Source organism: Hydrogenophaga sp. (assembly GCF_031426985.1).
Taxonomy (GTDB): Bacteria; Pseudomonadota; Gammaproteobacteria; order Burkholderiales; family Burkholderiaceae_C; genus Hydrogenophaga.
The window spans coordinates 32,945-53,844 of record NZ_JASJOY010000097.1 but is presented as its reverse complement, the minus strand read 5'-3'; the positions used below and the strand labels follow the sequence as shown (position 1 = coordinate 53,844).

Below are 20,900 nucleotides of genomic sequence, written 5' to 3'. Positions count from 1 at the left end.
TCCGGGATCAACCGGTCATTGTATGTCGCGGGCCCCTGTCAGAGGGGGTGGCCGGCCAAGCCCTCAGGCGGCTCGGGCCACGGCACCGGCGGGCTGGCGCCACTGGGCCATGAGCCCGTCCCAGCGCTGTCGGGCGGCGGCCAGGTTGCGGTCTTTGACGTGGCCGTAGCCCTTGATCTGGTCCGGGATCCGGGCAATGTCCAGCGCCAGCGCGTGCTTATCGGCGCTCAGTCCCCCCAGCAGCTCTTCGATGCTGGCGCGGTATTCGCCGATCAGGGCGCGCTCGGTGCGGCGTTCTTCGCTGCGGCCAAACACGTCCAGCGCCGTGCCGCGCAGGCCCTTGAGCTTCGCCAGCAGGCGGAAGCCGGTGAACATCATCGGGCCGTATTTCTGCTTGACCAGCTCGCCTTTGTCATTGCGCCGGGCGGTCAGCGGCGGTGCCAGGTGCACGTGCAGCTTGAAGTCGCCCTCGAACTGCGCGGCCAGCTTGGCGTGGAAGGCCGGGTCGCTGTGCAGGCGGGCCACTTCGTACTCGTCCTTGTAAGCCATGAGCTTGAAGAGGTAACGCGCCACCGCCTCGGTCAGCGCGGTCTTGCCCAGCTTCGCCTCAGCGTCCTGCACGCGGCGCACGAACACCTCATATGCGCCCGCATAGGCGGCGTTCTGGTACGCGGTCAGGAACTCGACCCGGCGCGCGACCAGGCTGTCCACGGTTTCCCGCTTCTGGAACTGGATCACCTGCTGACCCAGCGGGTTCAGCAGCGCGGCCAGCGCCTTCGGGTCGTGCGCGGCGCGGCGGCCCCACTCGAAGGCCTGCTTGTTTTTCTCCACCTGCACCGCGTTCAGCTCGATGGCCCGCGTCAGCGCCGTCAGCCCCAGCGGCACCCAGCCGCGCTGCCACGCGTAGCCCAGCATCATGGGGTTGGTGTAGATGCTGTCGCCCATCAGCTTGGCGGCGGCGGTTTCGGCGTCAAACGTGCCCACCGCTTCGGCGCCCAGGCTGGCGGTCAGCGCGTCCACGCAGGCCTGCGCCGGGTTCTGCCAGTCGGGGTTCTTCACGAACGCGGCCGTGGGCGTGGCGCTGGCGTTGAGCGCCACGTGGCTGCGGCCCGCGCGCAGACGCTGCCAGCTCTCCTTGTGTGCCGCCACGATCGGGTCGCAACCGATGATCAGGTCCGCCGACGCCGCCGAGACACGGGTGGTGCGGATCACGTCCTGGTGCGCGCCGATCAGCACGTGGCTCCAGGTCGCGCCGCCCTTTTGCGCCAGGCCCGCCGCGTCCTGCGTGACGATGCCCTTGCCCTCGATGTGTGCCGCCATGCCCAGCAGCTGGCCGATGGTGATGACGCCGGTGCCGCCCACGCCCGCGACGATGATGCCCCAGGCCTCGTCCTTCAGCACTGGCTGCTTGGGCTCGGGCAGCGCGCCGCCGGTCCACTCCGCCTTGGCGCCGCCCTTGTCCTTCTTGCGCAGCTGGCCGCCGTCCACGGTGACGAAGCTGGGGCAGAAGCCCTTGACGCAGGAAAAGTCCTTGTTGCAGGTGCTCTGGTTGATGGTGCGCTTGCGGCCGAACTCGGTCTCCAGCGGCTCCACGCTCAGGCAGTTGCTCTGCACGCTGCAGTCGCCGCAGCCTTCGCACACCAGCTCGTTGATGACCACGCGCTCGGTCGGCTCGACCATCGTGCCGCGCTTGCGGCGGCGGCGCTTTTCGGTGGCGCAGGTCTGGTCGTAAATGATGACCGTGGTGCCCTGGATCTCGCGGAACTCGCGCTGCACCGCGTCCAGCGTGTCGCGGTGCTGGATCGCGATGCCGCTGGGCAGGCCGCTCACGCTGGCGTATTTCTCCGGCTCGTCGGTGACGATGGTGATCTTCCCCGCGCCCTCGGCGCGCATGCTCTGCGCGATCTGCACCACCGAGTGCCCCTCAGGCCGCTCACCGACCTGCTGGCCGCCGGTCATGGCGACGGCGTCGTTGTAGAGGATCTTGTAGGTGATGTTCACACCCGAAGCGATGCTCTGGCGGATCGCCAGGATGCCGCTGTGGAAGTAGGTGCCGTCGCCCAGGTTGGCGAACATGTGCTGCTCGTTCACGAACGGCTGCTGGCCCACCCAGGGCACGCCTTCACCGCCCATCTGGGTGAAGCCCACGGTGGCGCGGTCCATCCAGATGCTCATAAAATGGCAGCCGATGCCGGCCATGGCGCGCGAACCTTCGGGCAGCTTGGTGGAGGTGTTGTGCGGGCAGCCCGAACAGAACCAGGGCTGGCGCTCGGCGCCCTCGACGCCCTGGGTCAGCAGGGTCTGCATCGACTGTTCCTGCGCGGTGTAGATGGCCAGTTGCGCGTCGATGCGTGCCATCACGTCGTCGGGCACCTGGCCCAGCCGCTTGAGTCGCCGGGCGATCGCGCGGGCGATGAGGCTGGGCGTCAGGTCGGCGTTGGCGCGCAGCAGGGTGTGCGAACTCGGGTTAGGGATGCTCCATTCGCCGCCGGTGAAATCGCCGTCGCCTTCGTCGAACTTGCCCAGCACATTGGGCCGCACGTCGGGGCGCCAGTTGTAGAGCTCTTCCTTGAGCTGGTATTCGATCACCTGGCGCTTCTCTTCCACCACCAGGATCTCACGCAGGCCGGTCGCGAACTCGCGCGTGGTCTGCGCCTCCAGCGGCCAGACCACGTTGACCTTGTGCAGCCGCAGGCCGATGCGGCGGCAGGTGTCGTCATCGAGCCCCAGGTCGAGCATGGCCTGGCGGGTGTCGTTGAAGGCCTTGCCGCTGGCGATGATGCCGAAACGGTCGTTGGGGCCGGCGACCACGTTGTGGTTGAGCTTGTTGGCACGGATGTAGGCCAGCGCCGCGTACCACTTGTAGTCGAACAGGCGCGCCTCCTGCTCCAGCGCCGCGTCGGGCCAGCGGATGTGCAGGCCGCCGGGCGGCATGTCGAACTCGGGGATCACGATGTTCACCCGCTCGGGGTCGATCATGGCCGTGGCGCTGGATTCGACGATCTCCTGGATCGTCTTCATGCCGGCCCAGACGCCGGAGAAGCGGCTCATGGCGATGGCGTGCAGCCCCAGGTCCAGGATGTCCTGCACCGTGGACGGGAAGAACACCGGCAGGCCGCAGGCCTTGAAGATGTGGTCACTCTGGTGGGCGGCGGTGGAGCTCTTGGCGACGTGGTCGTCGCCGGCCACCGCGATCACGCCACCCCAGGGCGTGGTGCCCGCCATGTTGGCGTGCTTGAACACGTCGGAGCAGCGGTCCACGCCCGGGCCCTTGCCGTACCAGATGCCGAACACCCCGTCGAACTTGTTGCTGCCGGGCGGGGCAAAGCCCAGCTGCTGCGTGCCCCAGAGCGCGGTGGCCGCCAGCTCTTCGTTCACACCCGGCTGGAACACGATGTTCTGCGCCTTCAGGTGCGGCGCGGCCTTCTGCAGCGCCTGGTCGTAGCCGCCCAGCGGCGAGCCGCGGTAACCGCTGATGAAGCCTGCCGTGTTCTTGCCCTGCAGCGCATCGCGCTGGCGCTGCAGCATGGGCAGTTTGACCAGGGCCTGGATGCCGCTCATGAAAGCGCGGCCGTGGTCCAGGGTGTATTTGTCGTCGAGCGTGACGGTTTCGAGGGCCTGGCGGATGTGCTCGGGCAGTGGGGCGTTCATGTTGTTGTCTCCTGCGGTGGGTGGGGGAACGCCTTGTGGGCGCTTTTTCAACCGGAATCCGACCCGATCGGACGGCCCCAGTGTGCCGCACAGTGTATGGCCGAGATGCCGACAGGTGTTTGCTTTTCATGCCCAGATTCGCGACACTTGAGAAAGCTTCTTTCTTAAAAGTGCCACTCATGGAAACACTCGACAAGTTCGATCTCGCCATCCTGAACGAACTGCAAAACGACGGCCGCCTGACCAACGCCGAACTCGCCAGCCGCGTCGGCCTGTCGGCCGCGCCCTGCTGGCGCCGCGTGCGCGCACTGGAAGAGGCCGGGTTCATCACCGGCTACCGGGCCGAACTCAACCGCGACAAGATCGGTCTGGGCGTGCTCGCCTTCGTGCGGCTGGACGCCGAGCGCAACAGCGGCGACGCGCTGGGCCAGATGGAGCAGGCGATCCAGAAGATCCCGCAGATCGTCAGCTGCCACTACATCAGCGGCTCCGGCACCTTCGAGCTGCAGGTGGTCTGCCCCGACCTGGCCGAATTCAGCCGCTTCGCGCGCGAGGTGCTGATCCACCTGCCCAACGTGAAAGACCTGCACACCAGTTTCTCGCTGGGCGAGGTCAAGTCCGCCAGCGCGCTGCCGCTGGGCCATCTGCTTACCAAACACTTAGGCACGGCAGAGCGGCGCAAAACTTGAGCCTTTTCGCCTACCGCCCATCACCGCATTGCGACCGTCGGTTGACAAATCGGCCGCAAGTCTTTGTTTTCGTGAACTTTTCACCACGTTTGCATTGCCGGCGAATGACACTTTCCGTAGCATCCGACCACCTCAAAGCCACCGCGGCGCTGCATCGAAAGTCTTCATCGCAGCCGACGGTTGTCAACCCGAAGGAAACGTCGTGAAAAAGTCCTGCTCCTCTTTGTTCGTCCGCTCCGCCATCGCCCTGGCACTGGCCGCCCCCCTGCTGGCTTCGGCCGAGTCGCAACTGGTGACCGGCACGGCCACCGCGACCGGTGCCGCCGCCAAGCTGAATTTCTCCGTGGTGATTCCCAAGGTCTTGTACCTGGCCGTGGGCAGTGGCAGCGCTTCGCTGGTGCCGAACACCACCATCGACACCGTGAGCTTCGACTTCACGACCACGCCCACAGACGTGGGCAGCGGCACCGACAAAACCGCGCCGGGCGTCAACGTGCGCGTGCTGGGCAACAACGGCGCGATCACCATTGCCGCCGGCGGATCTGGCACGGGGTTGACCAACGGAACGGACACCATCCCCTGGACCGAAATCCTCCCGACCTCCAGCGACGCGACCGACTTCAATGTCCCGGCGGTGGGTGGCAACGCATCGCCGACCGTCACGGGCAAGATCACCAACCGCACGGCCACCTGGAACTACGCTTACTCCAACACCAATGTGGTCGCACCGGGCACCTACACCGGTCAGATCACCTACACCGCCACCATGCCCTGATGGCGCACTGACCGCGTTCAGACGCGCCACCGGCCGCAGAGCCGGCGCCTGAACCCCACACACACGCAACGGAGGGCCTGCACGCGCAGCCCTCCGTTGTCGTTTGCACGGTGCACCAGCCCGCCCACGCCGCCCGTCACAATGCCCTCCATGCCAGCGCACCGCTCCGTTGTCCGCCGCCACCACAGCCGCCCGCTCGCCGCGCTCGGCCTGGTGCTGGCCGGGCTGTGGCCGCTGGCCGACGCGCTGGCCTGGTCGTTGTCCATCGCCGCGGCGCCGCGCCGCGTCTTCCTGCACGTGGGCAACGGCGTGGCGGACGGCAACAGCGCCACCGTCAACCTGGTGCAGGTCACGGTGCCCGGCGCGCAGGTGGGCAACGGCGTGGCGCAGGCCATGACGACCAACAGCACCCAGTCGCAAAGCCTGTACGGCGACAACTACACCACCTGCCCGACGCCGGCCTCGCAGATCATGGTCGGCGCCTCGTACCGGCGCAGCAACGCGGCCAATGGCCCCGCCAGCGCCACCCTGCGCGTCACCTCGCCGGCCGACCTGGTCAACGCCAGCGGCGACACCATCCCGTTCTCGCAGATCGGCTGGACGGTCTCGGCCGCCGGCAGTTCGGTGCCCGGCGTCATCCCGGCCGGCAGCTTCAACGGCGCCACACAGACGCTGACCAGCATCCCGGCCAACACCTACATCGAGAACTGCCACACCTTCAGCTACGCCAACAGCGCGGTGCGCGCGGCCGGCACCTACACCGGGCAGGTGACCTACACCCTGACCAGCCCATGAACCTCGCCCGCCCCATCGCCACCGCCCTGGCCGGCCTGCTGCTGGCCGGTGTGGCCCAGGCCAACCCGCACCGCCTGGACGACCCGGGCAGCCACACCGTGCCGCCCAACGTGCAGATGCAGTGGCGCCCGCTGTCGGCACGCGGCGGGGCAGCGCCGGGCATGGAGGCCTGGCTGCGCGTGAACCTGCGCATCGACACCGCCGCCTGGGCCGGCCGCAGCGGCCGCGTCTACATGGTGCTGCCGCACGACGAAACGGCCAACATCGAAGCCGTCTGGACCACCCAGGGCCGTCTGCTGCCGGGCCGCCTGGTCCCGGGCGAGCGCGCGCTGGTGTTCGCCGGGGTGCTGCCCGGCCCGACGCTGGAAGACCAGATCGGCGTGCGCCTGCGCACCGGTGCCGACTGGGCCTCGGCCAGCCGGCGCCTGAACTTCCACTTTGAATTCGATGCCGACTGACATGAAACGCGCCCCCGCTCACGCCGTTCGCCGTCCCCCGCTGAGGCGCGCCGGGGGCTTCGGGCGGCCGTGCGCCCCCGCCATGCGCGCCCTCCTGAGCGGCCTGACCCTGCTGACAGCCGCGCCGGCCGTGCTGGCGCAGGGCTTTGCGGCCTACATCTCGCCGCCGCGCGTGGAGGTGCAGGCCGCGCCCGGCCAGCGCCTGCGCGAGGTGCTGGAGATCCAGCACGTGGGCCAGCAAAAAGGTGGCTACCGCTTCTACACCAACGACTGGACCTTCGGCCCCGACAACGCGGTGACCTTCAGCGACGCGCTGGCGCCCGACAGCTGCCGGCCCTGGGTCGCCATCGAACGCAAGGAGCTGACGCTGGCGCCCGGCGCGCGCTACCGCTACCGCTTTGAAATCAGCCCGCCGGCCGACACGCCGCCGCGCGAATGCCGCTTCGCCCTCATGGTCGAGGGGCTGGACCCGGCACGCGTGCAGGGCGCAGTGAGCTTCCCGGTGGGCGGGCGCATCGGCGTCATCGTCTACGCCGCCATCGGCGGGGCGCAGCCCGAGCTGAGCCTGAGCGCCAGCCGCGTCGACACCGTGCAAGGCCAGCCCACCGCCGTGCTGGAGGTGCGCAACAGCGGCACCGCGCACGGCCGCCTGCAGGGCTATGTGAACGGCACCGACGCCGACGGCAAGACCTACGAACTGGCGCCGGCCGACCTGCCCATCCTGCCCGGTGAAACGCGCCGCGTGGCCCTGACGCCGGTGGCCGAAGACGGCAAGCCAGCGCCCCGGCCGCGCTTTCCGCTGAAGGTCCAGGGCGCGCTGGAGTGGGGGGCGAACCGCCTGCCGCTGGACCTGACGCTGGCGCCGTGATGCGGCTCGGGCGGCGCGCACGCCGGTGGTCCTTGCCGCCCCAGCTCCTGGCCGCCGGCCTGGGCTGGGCGTTGCTGACGCCCACCGCCGGCGCCCAGACCCCGGCGGCCCCCGCCCCCGCCGCGGCCTACCAGGACCGTGTGCTGGACGACCTGCCGCCCGATCCGCTGGACGACGACGGCGCCACGCCCGCCTACGACAGCAGCGGCTGGCCGCGCTTTCTGCGCCTGGAAACACGGCTGGGCACCGAACCCTTTGACGACCAGCACCGCAGCCGTGCCGGCGTCGCCGTCTACGGCCTGCTGGAAACCCCCAACCACGGCACGCTGTCGCTGGACGGCAGCCACAGCCCGCACAGCGGCCGCGGCACGCTCACGCTGCGCCAGCGCGGCCTGCCGCTGGGCAGTGGCTGGACCGCGAACCAGGAGGCCGGCGTGCTCAACAGCCCGCTGCCGCCCATCCACCGCCTGCCCTCGCGCGTGGCCCTGCCCTCGGCGCTGATCCAGGGCGTGGCGGGGGAGTGGGCGCGCGACGACGGCGGCTGGCAATGGCAGGCCGCCAGTGGCACGCCGGGCCGGCTCGAAGGCCTGCCCAGCAGCGTGTGGCGCAGCGGCAGCGGCCAGCGCCACAGCCTGGGCCTGCAATGGCGGCCCGGCGCGGCGGCCAAGCCCATCGATCCGCTGGACCGCGCGGGCTGGACGCTGGCCGCCCAGCTCGACACCGCGCGCGACGTCTCGCTGCTCGACAACCCGCTGCCGGCCGACCGCTTCGACGCCGACGGCGCCCTGCTGAGCGCCCGCCACGAAACCGACGACCAGCGGGTGCAGGCACAGTGGGTGCAGGCCCACGGCGGCCGCCTGGGCGGGCAACGCCAGGGCCTGTGGGTGGACGCCGAATGGGACGACGGCCCGCGCCGCCACGGCGCCGGCCTCTACCGGCTCGACCCCGACCTGCACTGGGCCGGCCAGCCCATGGCCAGCGACGCACAAGGCGTGTACCTGCGCAGCGCCTGGCGCACGCGCCAGTGGTCGGCCGAAGGCTCGCTCGACTGGCTGCGTTCGGTCAGCGGCGGCACCGCCGACGGCATCTACGCCACCCTCAGCGGGCGCCACCGCCTGGGCGCGGGCAGCCAGATCGGCGCGGGGGGCGCGCTGCGCGACTTCGACGGGCGCGCCTGGACCGCCTACGTCGACTGGCGCCACGACAACGCCTGGGGCAACAGCGGCTGGCGGCTGGACCTGTCCGGCGGCGCCAGCCAGGCCCACGAGCAACGCCTGGGCTACGACCAGGACTGGCGCGTGCCCCCAGGCTGGACCCTGGCCACCAGCCTGGGCCTGGGCCGCGTGGGCGCCGACGGCGGCCGGGCCGCGCAAACCCTGTGGGCCGCGGCGCTGAGCCTGGGCGCGCCGATCGGATCGCGCGCCCAGCTGCGCGCCAGCCTGGACACCGAACGCCGCAGCGGCGGCGAACACCACGACAGCCTGAGCCTGGGCGCGAGCTGGCGCATCGACACGCGCTGGAGCGTCGAAGGCCAGTTCCACCGCAGCCTGGGGCGCGACAGCAGCATTTCCCTCGACCCGCTGGCCCCGCCGGTGAGCACCCTGTCCACCACCGACCGCTCGTTCTACGCCGTGCTGCGCTACGAGCTGCAGGCCGGTAGCCGGCTGGCCCCGCTGGGCGGCCGGCCGCAGGAGGGCGGCGGCCGCATCGACGGCGTGGTCTACCTCGACGCCAACCGCAGCGGCACCCAGGAAGCCAGCGAAAGCGGCGCCAGCGGCGTCACCGTCTACCTGGACAACCGCTACGCCGTGCGCACCGACGCCCAGGGCCGGTTCAGCTTCCCCTTCGTCGCCGCCGGCACCCGCACCGTGACCGTGCGCAACGAAACCCTGCCCCTGCCCTGGGCCGCGGTGGACGAGGGCTCGGTCAAGGTGACCGTGCGCCTGCGCGAAGACACGCGGCTGAGCATTGCGGTGCAGCGCGCCGACTGAACCGCCCAGCGGCGCCAGCGCCCGGCCGTGACGCCCGTCACGGACATGCCAACCGGCGCAGGCCACCCCCCTCAAGTCCGCCGCCGAGCTGCCGAACAAGAGGGCATGTGCCCGCTCACCGAATCCCTGCCCACCCGCCTGGCCGCTGGCCTGACGGTGCTGGGCCTGCTGCTGGCCCCGATGACCGGGGCGGCCGAAGCCACGCGCGCCGATGGCGGCGGCCACGCCAGCAGCAGCCTGCATGTGCGCATCGTCATCCCGCCGGTCTTGCGGGTGCTCGAAGACAGCCATCCGCAGCAAGTCGACGGCAGCCAGTGGGTCGAGCAGCGCCTGGTGGTGCTGTCCAACCTGCAGAACGGCTTCTGCGCCAGCCTGCGCCTGACCGATCCGCAGCTCAGCGGCTGGCGCCTGCAGACCGACGAGGTCGGCGGCATCACCCTGCAGCCCCAGGCCGACGGCTACCGCCTCTGCGCCAGCCGCCCGGGGCGCTACACGCTGCGCCTGCAGCACGACTTCCGCAGCCAGCGCAATGCCCTGGTGTGGCCCGTCCACACCGAATTCATGGTGCTGTGACCCACGGCGGCCACGGGAACGTTCCCGTGGCGGCTCACAAGCGGTCACCGAAGGTTTAGCATCCCTTTCGCCCATCGCATGTTGCCGGTGCGCCCGTTGGGAGACCTGCCGCTGTGCCTCCGCCGCCGTGCCCGCCCGAAACGCCAGACACCGTCGTCCAGCAGCTGGACGCGCTGGCCCCCCATTTGCCCGACGCCTACCTGCAGTGGCACGTCGGCCCCGCCGGCGAGGTCTGCATCGAACGGGTGAGCCCCGCGCTCTGGGCCTGGCTGGGCGGCGCGCCGCCCCCGGGCGAACCGCTGGAACAGGCTTTCTGGCGGCGCGTCGATGCGGACGGTGCGGCCACGCTGCACGCGCACCTGGCGCACGCCGGTCAGGACACGGCCTGGACAGCGGCCTGGTGCACGACCGGCGCCGACGGGCAGCGCAGCGGGCTGCAGGCCAGCGGCCAGCCCTGGGCGACCGCGGCCGGTGGCTCACGCTGCCGTGCGTTCGTGCAGCGCGCGCCGCCCCCGCAGGTGGCCACGGAGGCCCGGCAGGCCAGCGAGCGGCGTTTTCGCGACCTGATCGATGCCATCCCCAACATCGCGGTGCAAGGTTATGACCACCGGATGGTCTGCCGCTTCTGGAACGCTGCCTCGGAGCGGCTGTACGGCTTCAGCGCCGAAGAGGCCATCGGCAGCAACCTGCTGGACCTGATCATTCCGCCGGCCCTGCGCGGGTCGGTGCTCGGGGCCACCGACCGCATGCTGGCGACGGGGCAGGCCATTGCCTCGGCCGAGCTCGAACTGCAGGACCAACAGGGCCGCCCGGTGCACGTGCATTCGGGCCACGTGCTGCTGCAACGGCCCGACCACCCGCCCGAGTTCTTCTGCATCGACTTCGACCTGAGCGAACGCCGGCAGGCCGAGGCCGCACGCCGCCAGCTCGAAGCGCAGATGCGGGAGCTGCAGAAAATGGAGGCCCTGGGCACCCTGGCCGGGGGCATCGCGCACGACTTCAACAACATCCTGGCCGCCATCCTGGGCAATGTGAAGCTGGCGCTGGAGGACACCGCCGCCGACAACCCGGCCCAGACCAGCCTGCTCGAAATCCAGAAAGCCGGGCGGCGGGCACGCGCCCTGACGCAGCAGATCCTGACCTTTGCCCGCCGCCAGGAAGAACAGCGCGAGGCCGTGGACCTGGGCCCGCTGGTGCAGGCGCTGCAGGGCGTGTTCAGAACCACCCTGCCCCCCGCGACACGCCTGCGGCTGGAGGTGGGCGACGGCCTGCCCACGGTGCTGGCCAACGCCACCCAGATCCAGCAGGTGCTCATCAACCTGGTGGCCAATGCGGTGCAGGCCTGCATGGGTCAGCAGAACGCCCTGGTGACGGTGCAGGTGTGCGCCGCCGATGGGCCGCCACCGATCGAACCCGGCGCCCTGGCCGTGCTGCAGAGCCGCACCGCGCCCGCGGGGGCCGGCGTGCAGATCACCGTGCGGGACAACGGCTCGGGCATGGCGCCCGACGTGGCCGCGCACATCTTCGAACCGTTTTTCACCACCAAGGCGGCCCAGAAAGGCACCGGGCTGGGTCTGTCGGTGGTGCACGGCATCCTGAACGATCACGACGCCAGCCTGCAGCTGATCACCGCGCCCGGGCAGGGCAGCTGCTTTCGCCTCTGGTTTGCGGCCACCGCAGCGCCTGGCACGGCGGGCTGAGCGGGCCGGCGGGCGCCGCAGACCGTGCCGCCGCACGGCCAGGCGAACCGGCGCCGTGATGCGTTGCCAGGCCCGTCCGCGTCACAGGCCCTGGCGTGGCCAGAGCACCCACAGCTGCAGCGGCTGCTTGAGCGACGCCGCCAGGGTGTAGGCCGGGTCGGACCAGGTGCCCCAGCCGGTGAACAGGTCGGCCCGCACCGCGCCGACGATGGCGCCGCCGGTGTCCTGCGCCATGACGAGCTTCTGCTGGTTGAGCGCCGCGCCCTGCGTGGCCAGCCAGACCGGCGTGCCGTAGGGGATGCTCTGCGGGTCCACCGCGATGGAGCGGCCGGGCGTCAGCGCCACGCCCTGGGCGCCCGCGGGCCCGAACTGGGCGTCCAGGGCGTTCAGCGGCACTTCCTTGAAGAACACGGTGCGCGGGTTGCTCCACAGCAGGTCGTTGACCCGGCCCGGGTTGGCGCGCACCCAGGCGCGGATCGCATCCCACGAGCCTTCGCGGATCGCCCCCTGGTCCAGCAGCCAGCGGCCCACGCTCTGGTAGGGGTGGCCGTTGTGGCCCGCAAACGCCACGCGCACCTGGCGCTGGGCGCCGTCGGCCTCGTTCAGGTTCAGGCGGCCCGAGCCCTGGATCTGCAGCACCAGCGCGTCCACCGGGTCGGCCAGCCAGGCGATGGCCTTGCCCTGCAGCGCGGCCTGGGCCGCGGGCAGGGTGTCGATCTCCTGCCGGGTGAACCATTTCTGCCCGCTGCCCAGGCCGGCCGGCGGCCCGTACAGCGGCGTGCGGTGGGTGGCGGTGGGCGTGCGGCTGGCGGGCAGGATGGGTTCGTAGTAGCCGGTCAGCAGGCCCTGGGGCAGGTTGCCATCGGCCTCGGTGACGCGGTAGGGCTGGAAGCGCCGCACCACCCAGTCGCGCTGCGCTTCGGGCGCCCCGATGGACAGCTGCCGCACCTCGGTGCACAGCGCGGCCTGGCCGGGCATGCCGGCCGGTGCGGGGCGCTCGCAGCCCTTGATCCAGGCGTTCCAGGCTTCGTGCAGGTTGTCCTGGCCCCAGCCGGGCAGCTCGGCCCAGCGCACCGGCGTCCAGCGGCTCTTGCCGCGCTGCAGGGCCGGCGGCAGCGGGCCGTCGTCGGACGGCGCACCGACCACCGGCGCCGGCTGGGGGTATGGCTGGGGGTCGATGGCGCAGGCCGCCAGGCTGCCTACAATCAGCGCCGCCAGCGCCAGACGCCCGGCCCGCGCGGTGACGGCGGTGTGAGGCCGCTCCCGACCCTTCCGCTTTTCAAGGTTCCAAACGCTCATGTCTTTGCTCTTGCTCGAAGCGCTGGGCGCGCTGGTCTTGCTGTTGTTCATCGTGTGGTGGACCATGTTCTCGGGCCGCAAGAAGGGCGAACTGCCGGACGCAGCGCGCGGCGAGTCGGACGACCCGGCGGACAAACGCTGACCGGCGGGCGGGGCGGGGCCGTCACGCCGGGCGCAGCACGTTGGCCAGCTCCACGGCCGACTTCACACCCATCTTGTCGAACACGCGCGCGCGGTGCACTTCCACCGTGCGCACGCTGATGTTGAGCTGATCGGCCACCAGTTTGTTCGGCAGGCCTTCGACCACCAGGCGCATCACGTCGCGCTCGCGTTCGGTCAGGCTGTCCAGCCGCTGCTGCATGTTGCGCTGGGCCTGCCGCTGCGCCTGCACCTGGGCCGACAGGTGCAGCGCCTGCTCCACCCGGTCCACCAGCGCGTTGTCGGAAAACGGTTTTTCGCAGAAGTCGAAGGCCCCGCGCTTGACCGCGTCCACCGCGGTGGGCACGTCGGCATGGCCCGACAGAAAAATCACCGGCAGGGCCGCCTTCCAGGGCAGGGTGAGCAGGTGCTCGAACAGGGCCAGGCCGCTGGTGCCGGGCATGCGCACATCGAGCAGCAGGCAGCAGGGCACGTCGGGCGCGTCGTCCCAGCGGGCGATTTCGTCCAGGAAAGCGTCGGCGCTGTCGAAGCCCTCGCTGAGCAGGCGCCGCGTGCGCAGCAGCCAGGCCAGCGCCTCGCGCACACCCGCATCGTCGTCCACGAGAAAGACCTTGGCGTCGGGGTACTGGGTCATGACCACATTGTGCCCCCCGCGCCGCCTGCGGCGTCACCCCCCAAGGGGGCGGCACTGGCGGCCCGGCAAAGCCGGTTCCGCGGTGCCACTGGATCAACTTCCCTTCCGGCGCGACGTGTCTGCTTCGAGGATGCGGTGGAACCGGCTTTGCCGGGCCACTCGCATCGCCCCCTTGAGGGGGTCGCGCGCAGCGCGGCGGGGGTGGGTCTAGGCCACCGGCAGCGTGAACCGGAACGTGGTGCCGCGGGGCTGGGCCGCTTCGTGCACCAGCGCGCCGCCGTGCTGTTCCACCACGGTGCGGCACAGGCTCAGGCCCAGGCCCATGCCTTCGGCCTTGGTGGTGAAGAAGGGCGTGAACAGCTTGTCGCGCACCTCGTCGGCCAGGCCCTGGCCGTGGTCGGTGACGGCAAATTCCACCCAGGCCTTGCGCGGTGCGCGCTCGCTGTCGGTCCAGGGTCTGGCCAGCCGGGCCGAGAGCCTGAGCACGCGCTGGCCCGAGCGCGCGGGCGGGTCGCCGTCGGGCATGGCCTGCATGCCGTTGCGCGCCAGGTTGAGCAGCACCTGCTCGACCATGGTGCGGTCGCACTGCACGGCGGGCAGCCCGGGCGCGATCTCGGTCTGCACGCGGATGCCCAGCTTCTTGGCCTGCAGGCCCAGCAGCGGCGCGATGGCGTCGAACAGGCCCTGCGGCGCCACCGGCTCGCGCACCTGCTCGCGCCGGCGCACGAAGTCGGCCACGCTCTTGATGACGCGGCCGGCGCGTTCGGCCTGCTCGCCGATGCGGCGCATGGCCTGGTGCAACTCGTGCGGCTGCAGCTCGCTGGCCGGGCCGTCCAGCAGGTTCAGCGTGCCGGTGGCGTAGCTGGAAATGGCGGCCAGCGGCTGGTTGAGTTCGTGGCTGAGCAGCGAGGCCATTTCGCCCACGGTCGCCAGGCGCGCGGTGGCCTGCAGGCGGTCCTGGCTGGCGCGGTTGAGTTCTTCCACGCGGCGCTGTTCGGTCAGGTCCAGGATGGCGCTCATCCAGCCGGTCTGCACGCCCTGGGCGTCGATCAGCGGCGCTTCGATGATCAGCACCGGGAACCGCGTGCCGTCGCTGCGCTGGAAGACCGATTCCCAGCCCTCGCGCGGCAGGTCGCGCCCGGCCAGGCGCACGGCCTGGCGCTGCTGGTATTCGTCCACCAGTTCGGGCGGCCACCAGGGCGCGGGGAAGCCGCTGCCGATGAGTTGCTCGGCGCTGTAGCCCACCATCTGGCAGAAGGCCGGGTTGACGTAGGTGATGCGCCCGTCCATGCCGCGCGCGCGCAGGCCGGTGACCAGCGAGTCCTCCATGGCCTTGCGAAAGGCCAGCGCGTCGGCCAGTTCGTGTTCGGCCTGCTGGCGGCGGCGGATGTCGTGCGCCAGCAGGCCCAGCACCGCCAGCAGGGCCAGCGAGAGCACGCCCACCACGGCGGTGAGCACGTTGGGGAACAGGGCGTAGACGGCGCGCGGGCTCTCCAGCCGCAGCATCAGGGTGTGGCCCGGCAGGTCCAGCAGGCTGGTGCCCACCAGGGTGCGGCGCACGCCGCCCACGCTGCTGTGCAGGGCCAGGCGGGTGCCGTCGGGTTCGGTGAAGGCCAGGCCGCGACCGCGCAGCAGTTCCTTGGTGGTCAGTTCCGACAGGATGCCGGGCAGCGAATAGGTGGCCACCAGAAAGCCGCTGGTGCTGCCACCGCGCACGACCGGCAGGCACATCTCGATCAGCTCCATGCCCAGCCCGTCGGCGAGCGGCCAGAAATAGCTGGGCGAATAGGCCGGGCCGGACAAGCGGCGCGCGTTCTCGCAGGCCTGCTGCACGTCGGGCAGGGCCTGGGACCGGTCCAGCTGGCCGAAGGGCTGCGCCATGAAGGGCGTGTCGCGCTGGGCCAGCGGGCGCAGCTGCGGGTCGCGCCATTCCAGGCGCACGATCTCGCGGTGCGAGTCCAGCAGCTCGGCCGCGGGCGCGTCCCACGCGCCGGCGCTGGGCGCCACGCTGTGCAGCGACTGCAGGGTCTGCACATTGCGCAGCAGGCCGCTGCGGATGTCGCTGGCCACGCCGTTGGCGTCGGCTTCCAGCGCCGTCTGGTCGCGTTGCTGTTCGTATTCGGCTGCCAGGAACACCAGCACCACCAGCAAAGCCACCACCAGCGCCAGCAAGGCGCCCCAGAGCAGCCAGCGGCGCGAGCGCAGGAGCGCGGTCACAGCTTCCGGTGCTGGAGCGCGGGCAGTTGCTGGCGCACGCGCTGCAGCTCGGCCATGTTCAGGTCGGCCAGCACCACGCCCGGGCCTTCGGCCTGCATCGCCAGCACCTGGCCCCAGGGGTCGATCACCATGCTGTGGCCCCAGGTGCGGCGGCCGTTTTCGTGCAGACCACCCTGGGCGCTGGCGATGACGTAGGCCTGGTTTTCAATCGCGCGGGCGCGCAGCAGCACCTCCCAGTGGGCCTGGCCGGTGGTATGGGTGAAGGCCGAGGGCACCAGCAGCACGTCGGCCGCCAGCAGGCGGTAGAGCTCGCCAAAGCGCAGGTCGTAGCAGACGCTCTGGCCCACGCGCCAGTGCTGGCCGTCGCGCGCGCCGCAGTCGAAGGTGGTGGGCGTGTCGCCGGCCACCAGCACGTTGGCTTCGTCGTAGGTCTCGCGCCCGTTGTCGTAGCGGAACAGGTGGATCTTGTCGTAGCGGCTGACGGCCTGGCCCTTGGGGTTGTAGGCGACCGATGCGTTGGCCGCGTGCAGCGGGTCGTCGGTGGCCATGGGCAGGGTGCCGCCCACCACCCAGATCTTCAGGTCGCGCGCGGCGTCGGCCAGGAAGTCCTGCACCGTGCCCAGGCCGGGCTTCTCGGCCAGCAGCAGCTTGTCGGCGTCCTGGTGGCCCATGAAGCAGAAGTACTCGGGCAGCACCGCCAGTTCGGCGCCGCTGGCCGCGGCCTGGCGCAGCAGGCGCAGGGCCTCGCTGAGGTTGGCGTCCAGGCTGATGCCCGAGACCATCTGGATGGCGGCGACTTTCATGGCGGTTCCTTCTTCAATGACAGGCGAGGTTACTTCAGAGTGTGAAACCGCACACCCTCATCCGGCGCGCGGGCTTTGATCCAGGGCACCCGTGGAACGGGCTTGGCCCGGCCACAGGGTGCGTCCCCCCGCGCAGCAGGGGGGAAGCCGCGCAGCGGCGCAGGGGGGTCATTTCTTGATGACTTGCGGGTCGGCCCAGCCCCCGGTGATGTGGAACTGCTGCGTGGCCGCGCTCTGCAGCGGCTGGCGCAGCAGCAACTGGGCCAGGAAGGTGCCCAGGCCCACGGCGGGGTTGACGGCGGTGGCCAGCAGCGAGGCGGTGCCGGCGTTGATCTCGGGCACCACCACCACGGTCAGGTCCTGCGTCTCGCGGGCCAGGTCGGCGCTGCCTTCCATCAGCACGGCAGCGTTCACGCCCTTCATCTGCAGGTTGTTGGTGCGCAGCACGCCCTGTTCGATGCGCGCGTCGCCGCGCACGAAATCGAACGCGAAGCCTTCGGAGAACACGTCGCGGAAGTCCAGCAGCAGGCGCCGCGGCAAGGCCTGCAGGCTGAGCACGCCCAGCAGCTTGGCCGCGCCGGGTTCCACCTTCAGGAACTGGCCGCGCTCGATGTCGGCCTTGACCTGGCCCGAGAGGCTGGCGTGGTCCAGCGACAGCGGCGAACCGAGCCAGCCGATGTTGCCTTCGATGCGGCCCTTGCCCCCGCGCACCAGCCCCTCGCTCCCCAGGCGGGTCAGCAGCTGGCCGGAATCGTCGATGTCCAGCGCGAAGCTCAGCGCGGTGCGCCGGGCGGTGCCCGGCCCGCTGGCCGTGGCGGCCCAGTTGCCGGTGGCCGACAGCCGCGCCTCGGGCATGGCCAGTTTGAGTTTGGTCAGCCGCCATTCGCGCTGGCGCGTGGGCCCGCCGCGGTTGACCGCCTCGATCTCGGCCCGCCCGAGCAGGCGGTTGGCCACGGTGAGTTCGTCCACCGCGATGTCCAGCGCCGGCACGCTGCTGGGCTCCTGCAGGATGGCTTCGACCTCGCGGGCCGCGCCGGGCGCCAGCGTCAGGCGGGCCAGCCGCGCGAACACGCTGCCCGGCTGGCCGCCGCTGGGCTGGCGGTATTCGACATAACCGCCCAGTTCATCGGCTTCGATGTTGGCGCGCCAGGGCCCGCTGCCTTCGCGCGAGGCGCCGACCACCACGTGCTGGAAGCTGCGCCCGTCCAGGGTCAGGCGGTCGGTGCGCAGGGCCAGGCTGGTGGGCAGGTAGCTCAGGCTGGCGGCGCTGGCCGCCTCGGCCGGCGCCCGCACGCCCACCCCGGTGGCGCGGGTGAAGGCCTTTTCCCAGGCGTCGGCGTCCAGCTGCGTCGTGTGCACATTGGCCACCACCCCGGCCGCGGGCAGGGGCGCCGCCTCGCCCGCGCCCAGCCCGAGGGCGATGCTGCCGCGTTGCACGCGCGCCTCGGGGCCGCTGATGTCGCGCTCGTAGTGCAGCGCCAGCAGCGGTTGCGCCGCGGCGCCGATGTCCACCCGCAACCGGTCGGTCAGCGCCCGCTCGCCGCCCACCGCGCCGGTGGTGCTGAGCACGCTGGTGTCCAGCCTCATGGGCAGGCTGTCGGCCGCCGCCTTGCCCAGCGGCGCGGGCAGCTGCAGCGCCATGCCCTGCAGGCTGCTGCTGACCTGCAGCTCCGGCTCGCCGGCGCGAAAACCCAGCTGCGCGCTGTAGGCGGCACTGCCGCTGGCGTGGGCGAACAGGCGCGAGACGAAGCCCAGCCCGGCGTCGCGCAGGCCTTCGGCGCTGGCCGTGCCCTGGCCGCGGAACTGGATGCGCGGCACGCCCCGCGCATCGGGCCGCATGCCGCCGTCAAAGCGCAGTTCGCCGCCGTACAGGCGCGCCTGCGCTGCGCTGATGCCGAAGCCCTGTTCGCTGAAGTCCAGCGTGCCGGTGGCGCGCGCCAGCAGGGGCGATTCGGGCGTGATGCGGACATCGTTGCCGGAGAACTGCACCGTGCCGCGCACGCTGGTGCGCTCCACCGCATGGAGCGGCAGGCTCAGCCCGAACTGCACCTGCGCCGGGCCGTTGATCTGCGCCTGGGCCAGCGCCTCGCCGGTCATGGCGTTCAGCGGCGAGCGGCGCACAAAGCCCAGCACCTCGTTCGCCGGGCCCTGGGCCTGCGCGCTGACCACCAGGGTGGAGGTGTGGGCCAGGTCGGCGATGCCGATGCTGGCCTGCCCCAGCCGCACGTTGGGTGCCCCGTCCAGGCCCGACTGCACGCCGCTCAACCGCAGCGCGGCGCGGTCGAGCAGCAGCTCGCCCTGCACGCCGCGCAGCGCGGGCCAGGGCAGGTCGCCGGCCACCTGCAGGAAGGCGGGCACGTATTGGAAATCGACGTCGCGCAGGCCGGCGGCGATGCGGAAGGTGCCCTGCGCGCCGGGCGTGTTGAACGGCAGGTCCCAGACCTCGCCCTGCACGCGGAAGTCGACCCGGTCGGCGGCACCGGCGCGCACCGCTTCGCGCACGTAGCGCCGCGCCTCGGGGCCCACGCTCAGCGGCAGGTAGCGGTGCACACGGGTGGCGTCGGCGCGGGTGAGCGTGGCGCTGAGGTCCAGCACGCCCGGGAAACGCGAACGCGCCGGGCTGGTGGCCGGGTCGCCGGTGTGCCAGTGCGCCTGGCCGGTGCCCTGGGCGTCGGCGTTGGCCATGCTCAGGCGTTCCAGCCAGACATCGACGCGTTCGCCCTGGCGTGTCCAGCGGGCCTCGGTGGCCAGTTGCCGCAGGGGCAGCAACCGTTCTTCGAACACGCCGGGCAGTTCCAGCGCGCCGTCCTGCACCGCCACCTGGGCGCGGCCGCCGTTCTGGTCGAAGTCGAAGTCCACCGCCGCGCCGCGGATGCCCGGGCGGCCGGGCAGGGGGTAGGGGCCGAAGGCCGAGGTCTGGCCGCTGTCCTGCCCGGCCAGCGCCAGGCCCTGCACGCGGCCCTTGGCGCGGTAGCCGGCCGCGCCGGGGGCCATGCCCTGCCAGCTGGCGCTCAGGCCCTGCACCTGGCCCGCCGGCTGCAGGCGCGCCAGCCAGCCGTGGGTGGTGGTGGACAGCGGCAGGTGGGTGGCGATGGCGGCCAGCGCGCCCAGGTCGATGCGGTCGGCCGCCAGCACCGTGCCGGCCTCGCGGCCCGAGCGGGCGCTGGCGTGCTGGATCGACAGGTGACCGCCCGGCCAGACCTGGCCGCCGCGGGTGCGAAAGCGCAGGTCTTCGGTGGCAAAGCCATAGCCCTCGTCGCCCCAGTGCGCGCTCAGCCGGCCCTGCAGCTCGTCGATGGCCAGCGCCGGCCGCTGCGGGCCCAGCTGGGCCTGCACCGTCTGCAAGGCCAGGTCGGCGGTGACGCCGCCGATGCGCCCGGCCGTCACGTCGGCCCACAGGTGCAAGGCGCCCTGGCCGCTGCGCAGGTCCACGCCCCAGTCGGACAGGTCGGCGTGCGCGCGCAGGCGCGCCAGGTCGGCATGGGGCAGATCGGCGTAGAGCTCACCGCTCCAGTTGTGCCAGGGCGCCTGGCCGGGGCGGCGGTGGCGCAGGTCCAGCAGCGGTTCGCGCAGGCGCCCGCGCAGGCTCAGGCGCTGGCCCCAGTCGGCCGGCGGCGTGGCGTCCAGGCGGAATTCGTGGCGCCGCGCGGTGTTGCGCAGCACGAAGTCCAGCGCCGACAGGGCCAGCGGCGGCTGGCCGCGCAGCTCGTCGGTCCAGCGCACGGTGCCGCCCTGGATCACGAATTCTGGTTGCGCGAAGAACCAGTCGGCCGCGGCGGTGTCGCCGCTGGTGGGGCCGGACAGGTCCAGCCCCGCGACTTCGATGCGGCCCTGCGCGGTGCGCCGCACGTCCAGCACCGGCGCCTGCAGCAGCACCTGGTCAAAGCCCAGGCGCCAGAGCGAGCGCGGCGAGAGCGTGGTGCGCACGCTGGGCAGGCGCAGGGCGGCCCGGCCCTGGGCATCGAGCAGCTGCACGTCGGTGAGTTCGAGACTGGGGGCCAGGCCGGGCAGGAAGTCCGGCAGCCAGAGGTGGCCGCCCTGCCCGGATTCGGCGCGGATCGCACCGACCTGCACGGGTACCCCCACAGCGCGCGTTGCCCAGCGTTCCAGCTCGGGGCGCCAGTCGTCGATACGCGGCACAATCCAGAGGTGCAAGGCTCCCCAGGAGGCGGCCAGCAACGCCCACGCCGCCAGGACCAGCCACAACAGCAGCCGCGTCGCCACGGAAAGGGTTTTGAGGGTTCGCGTGGCCGTCGCGATCGGCGCCTGGCTTTGATTCATGTCCAAC

General features: G+C 71.6%; 15 protein-coding genes. 9 read left to right on the top strand and 6 right to left on the bottom strand.

The window, feature by feature from the left end; genetic code table 11:
- Positions 1 to 63: 63 nt before the first annotated feature.
- Positions 64 to 3,651, bottom strand: a complete 3,588-nt coding sequence (locus RMP09_RS12575; protein WP_310566313.1) for an indolepyruvate ferredoxin oxidoreductase family protein — start codon at positions 3,649 to 3,651, stop codon at positions 64 to 66.
- A 179-nt stretch (positions 3,652 to 3,830) separates the two neighbouring features.
- Between RMP09_RS12575 and RMP09_RS12570 the strand changes: the two genes are divergently transcribed.
- The 8 genes from RMP09_RS12570 to RMP09_RS12535 all read left to right on the top strand — a co-directional run bounded on the left by RMP09_RS12570 (position 3,831) and on the right by RMP09_RS12535 (position 11,500).
- Positions 3,831 to 4,340 carry an Lrp/AsnC family transcriptional regulator gene (locus RMP09_RS12570; RefSeq protein WP_310566312.1) on the top strand — a complete coding sequence of 170 codons (510 nt, stop codon included), beginning with the start codon at positions 3,831 to 3,833 and terminating at the stop codon, positions 4,338 to 4,340.
- A 202-nt stretch (positions 4,341 to 4,542) separates the two neighbouring features.
- Entirely contained in the window at positions 4,543 to 5,115 is a 573-nt protein-coding gene (locus tag RMP09_RS12565) for a hypothetical protein (RefSeq protein ID WP_310566311.1), read from the top strand.
- Positions 5,116 to 5,265: 150 nt separating this feature from the next.
- Positions 5,266 to 5,910, top strand: coding sequence for a hypothetical protein (locus RMP09_RS12560; protein ID WP_310566310.1), 645 nt, complete (start codon positions 5,266 to 5,268; stop codon positions 5,908 to 5,910).
- Positions 5,907 to 6,368 carry a hypothetical protein gene (locus RMP09_RS12555; protein ID WP_310566309.1) on the top strand — a complete coding sequence of 154 codons (462 nt, stop codon included), beginning with the start codon at positions 5,907 to 5,909 and terminating at the stop codon, positions 6,366 to 6,368. Before RMP09_RS12560 ends, RMP09_RS12555 begins: the two co-directional genes overlap by 4 nt.
- Positions 6,369 to 6,450: 82 nt before the next feature.
- On the top strand, positions 6,451 to 7,236 hold the full coding sequence (locus RMP09_RS12550; RefSeq protein WP_310566308.1) for a hypothetical protein: 786 nt from the start codon (positions 6,451 to 6,453) through the stop codon (positions 7,234 to 7,236).
- Between the two features lie 32 nt (positions 7,237 to 7,268).
- Complete coding sequence (locus RMP09_RS12545) at positions 7,269 to 9,227, top strand: SdrD B-like domain-containing protein (protein ID WP_310566307.1); 1,959 nt, start codon at positions 7,269 to 7,271, stop codon at positions 9,225 to 9,227.
- Between the two features lie 105 nt (positions 9,228 to 9,332).
- Positions 9,333 to 9,800 (top strand): hypothetical protein, encoded by a 468-nt coding sequence (locus RMP09_RS12540; protein WP_310566306.1) that lies wholly within the window; start codon positions 9,333 to 9,335, stop codon positions 9,798 to 9,800.
- 113 nt (positions 9,801 to 9,913) lie between these two features.
- Positions 9,914 to 11,500 (top strand): two-component system sensor histidine kinase NtrB, encoded by a 1,587-nt coding sequence (locus RMP09_RS12535; protein ID WP_310566305.1) that lies wholly within the window; start codon positions 9,914 to 9,916, stop codon positions 11,498 to 11,500.
- Between the two features lie 81 nt (positions 11,501 to 11,581).
- On the opposite strand, the gene RMP09_RS12530 is transcribed toward RMP09_RS12535, so the two are convergent.
- Complete coding sequence (locus RMP09_RS12530; RefSeq protein ID WP_310566304.1) at positions 11,582 to 12,865, bottom strand: murein transglycosylase A; 1,284 nt, start codon at positions 12,863 to 12,865, stop codon at positions 11,582 to 11,584.
- Between RMP09_RS12530 and RMP09_RS12525 the strand changes: the two genes are divergently transcribed.
- On the top strand, positions 12,798 to 12,941 hold the full coding sequence (locus RMP09_RS12525; RefSeq protein WP_310566303.1) for a hypothetical protein: 144 nt from the start codon (positions 12,798 to 12,800) through the stop codon (positions 12,939 to 12,941). The genes RMP09_RS12530 and RMP09_RS12525 overlap by 68 nt on opposite strands.
- 21 nt (positions 12,942 to 12,962) lie before the next feature.
- Here the strand turns inward: RMP09_RS12525 and RMP09_RS12520 are convergent, their stop codons facing one another.
- The 4 genes from RMP09_RS12520 to RMP09_RS12505 all read right to left on the bottom strand — a co-directional run bounded on the left by RMP09_RS12520 (position 12,963) and on the right by RMP09_RS12505 (position 20,893).
- Complete coding sequence (locus tag RMP09_RS12520) at positions 12,963 to 13,592, bottom strand: response regulator transcription factor (RefSeq protein ID WP_310566302.1); 630 nt, start codon at positions 13,590 to 13,592, stop codon at positions 12,963 to 12,965.
- A 207-nt stretch (positions 13,593 to 13,799) separates the two neighbouring features.
- Positions 13,800 to 15,809, bottom strand: coding sequence for a PAS domain S-box protein (locus tag RMP09_RS12515; protein WP_310566301.1), 2,010 nt, complete (start codon positions 15,807 to 15,809; stop codon positions 13,800 to 13,802).
- Entirely contained in the window at positions 15,806 to 16,612 is an 807-nt protein-coding gene (locus tag RMP09_RS12510; protein ID WP_310566300.1) for a carbon-nitrogen hydrolase family protein, read from the bottom strand. The genes RMP09_RS12515 and RMP09_RS12510 overlap by 4 nt, the downstream gene beginning before the upstream one ends.
- 168 nt (positions 16,613 to 16,780) lie before the next feature.
- The gene (locus RMP09_RS12505; RefSeq protein WP_310566299.1) at positions 16,781 to 20,893 is read right to left on the bottom strand and encodes a YhdP family protein; all 4,113 of its coding nucleotides are present in this window, start codon (positions 20,891 to 20,893) and stop codon (positions 16,781 to 16,783) included.
- Positions 20,894 to 20,900: the final 7 nt, after the last annotated feature.

What these genes read in the sequence shown, in the direction of transcription:
- RMP09_RS12575 (WP_310566313.1), bottom strand. Translation starts at nt 3,651, where the DNA reads ATGAACGCCCCACTGCCCGAGCACATCCGCCAGGCCCTCGAAACCGTC.
- RMP09_RS12570 (WP_310566312.1), top strand. Translation starts at nt 3,831, where the DNA reads ATGGAAACACTCGACAAGTTCGATCTCGCCATCCTGAACGAACTGCAA.
- RMP09_RS12560 (WP_310566310.1), top strand. Translation starts at nt 5,266, where the DNA reads ATGCCAGCGCACCGCTCCGTTGTCCGCCGCCACCACAGCCGCCCGCTC.
- RMP09_RS12555 (WP_310566309.1), top strand. Translation starts at nt 5,907, where the DNA reads ATGAACCTCGCCCGCCCCATCGCCACCGCCCTGGCCGGCCTGCTGCTG.
- RMP09_RS12550 (WP_310566308.1), top strand. Translation starts at nt 6,451, where the DNA reads ATGCGCGCCCTCCTGAGCGGCCTGACCCTGCTGACAGCCGCGCCGGCC.
- RMP09_RS12540 (WP_310566306.1), top strand. Translation starts at nt 9,333, where the DNA reads ATGTGCCCGCTCACCGAATCCCTGCCCACCCGCCTGGCCGCTGGCCTG.
- RMP09_RS12525 (WP_310566303.1), top strand. Translation starts at nt 12,798, where the DNA reads ATGTCTTTGCTCTTGCTCGAAGCGCTGGGCGCGCTGGTCTTGCTGTTG.
- RMP09_RS12530 (WP_310566304.1), bottom strand. Translation starts at nt 12,865, where the DNA reads ATGGTCCACCACACGATGAACAACAGCAAGACCAGCGCGCCCAGCGCT.
- RMP09_RS12520 (WP_310566302.1), bottom strand. Translation starts at nt 13,592, where the DNA reads ATGACCCAGTACCCCGACGCCAAGGTCTTTCTCGTGGACGACGATGCG.
- RMP09_RS12510 (WP_310566300.1), bottom strand. Translation starts at nt 16,612, where the DNA reads ATGAAAGTCGCCGCCATCCAGATGGTCTCGGGCATCAGCCTGGACGCC.
- RMP09_RS12505 (WP_310566299.1), bottom strand. Translation starts at nt 20,893, where the DNA reads ATGAATCAAAGCCAGGCGCCGATCGCGACGGCCACGCGAACCCTCAAA.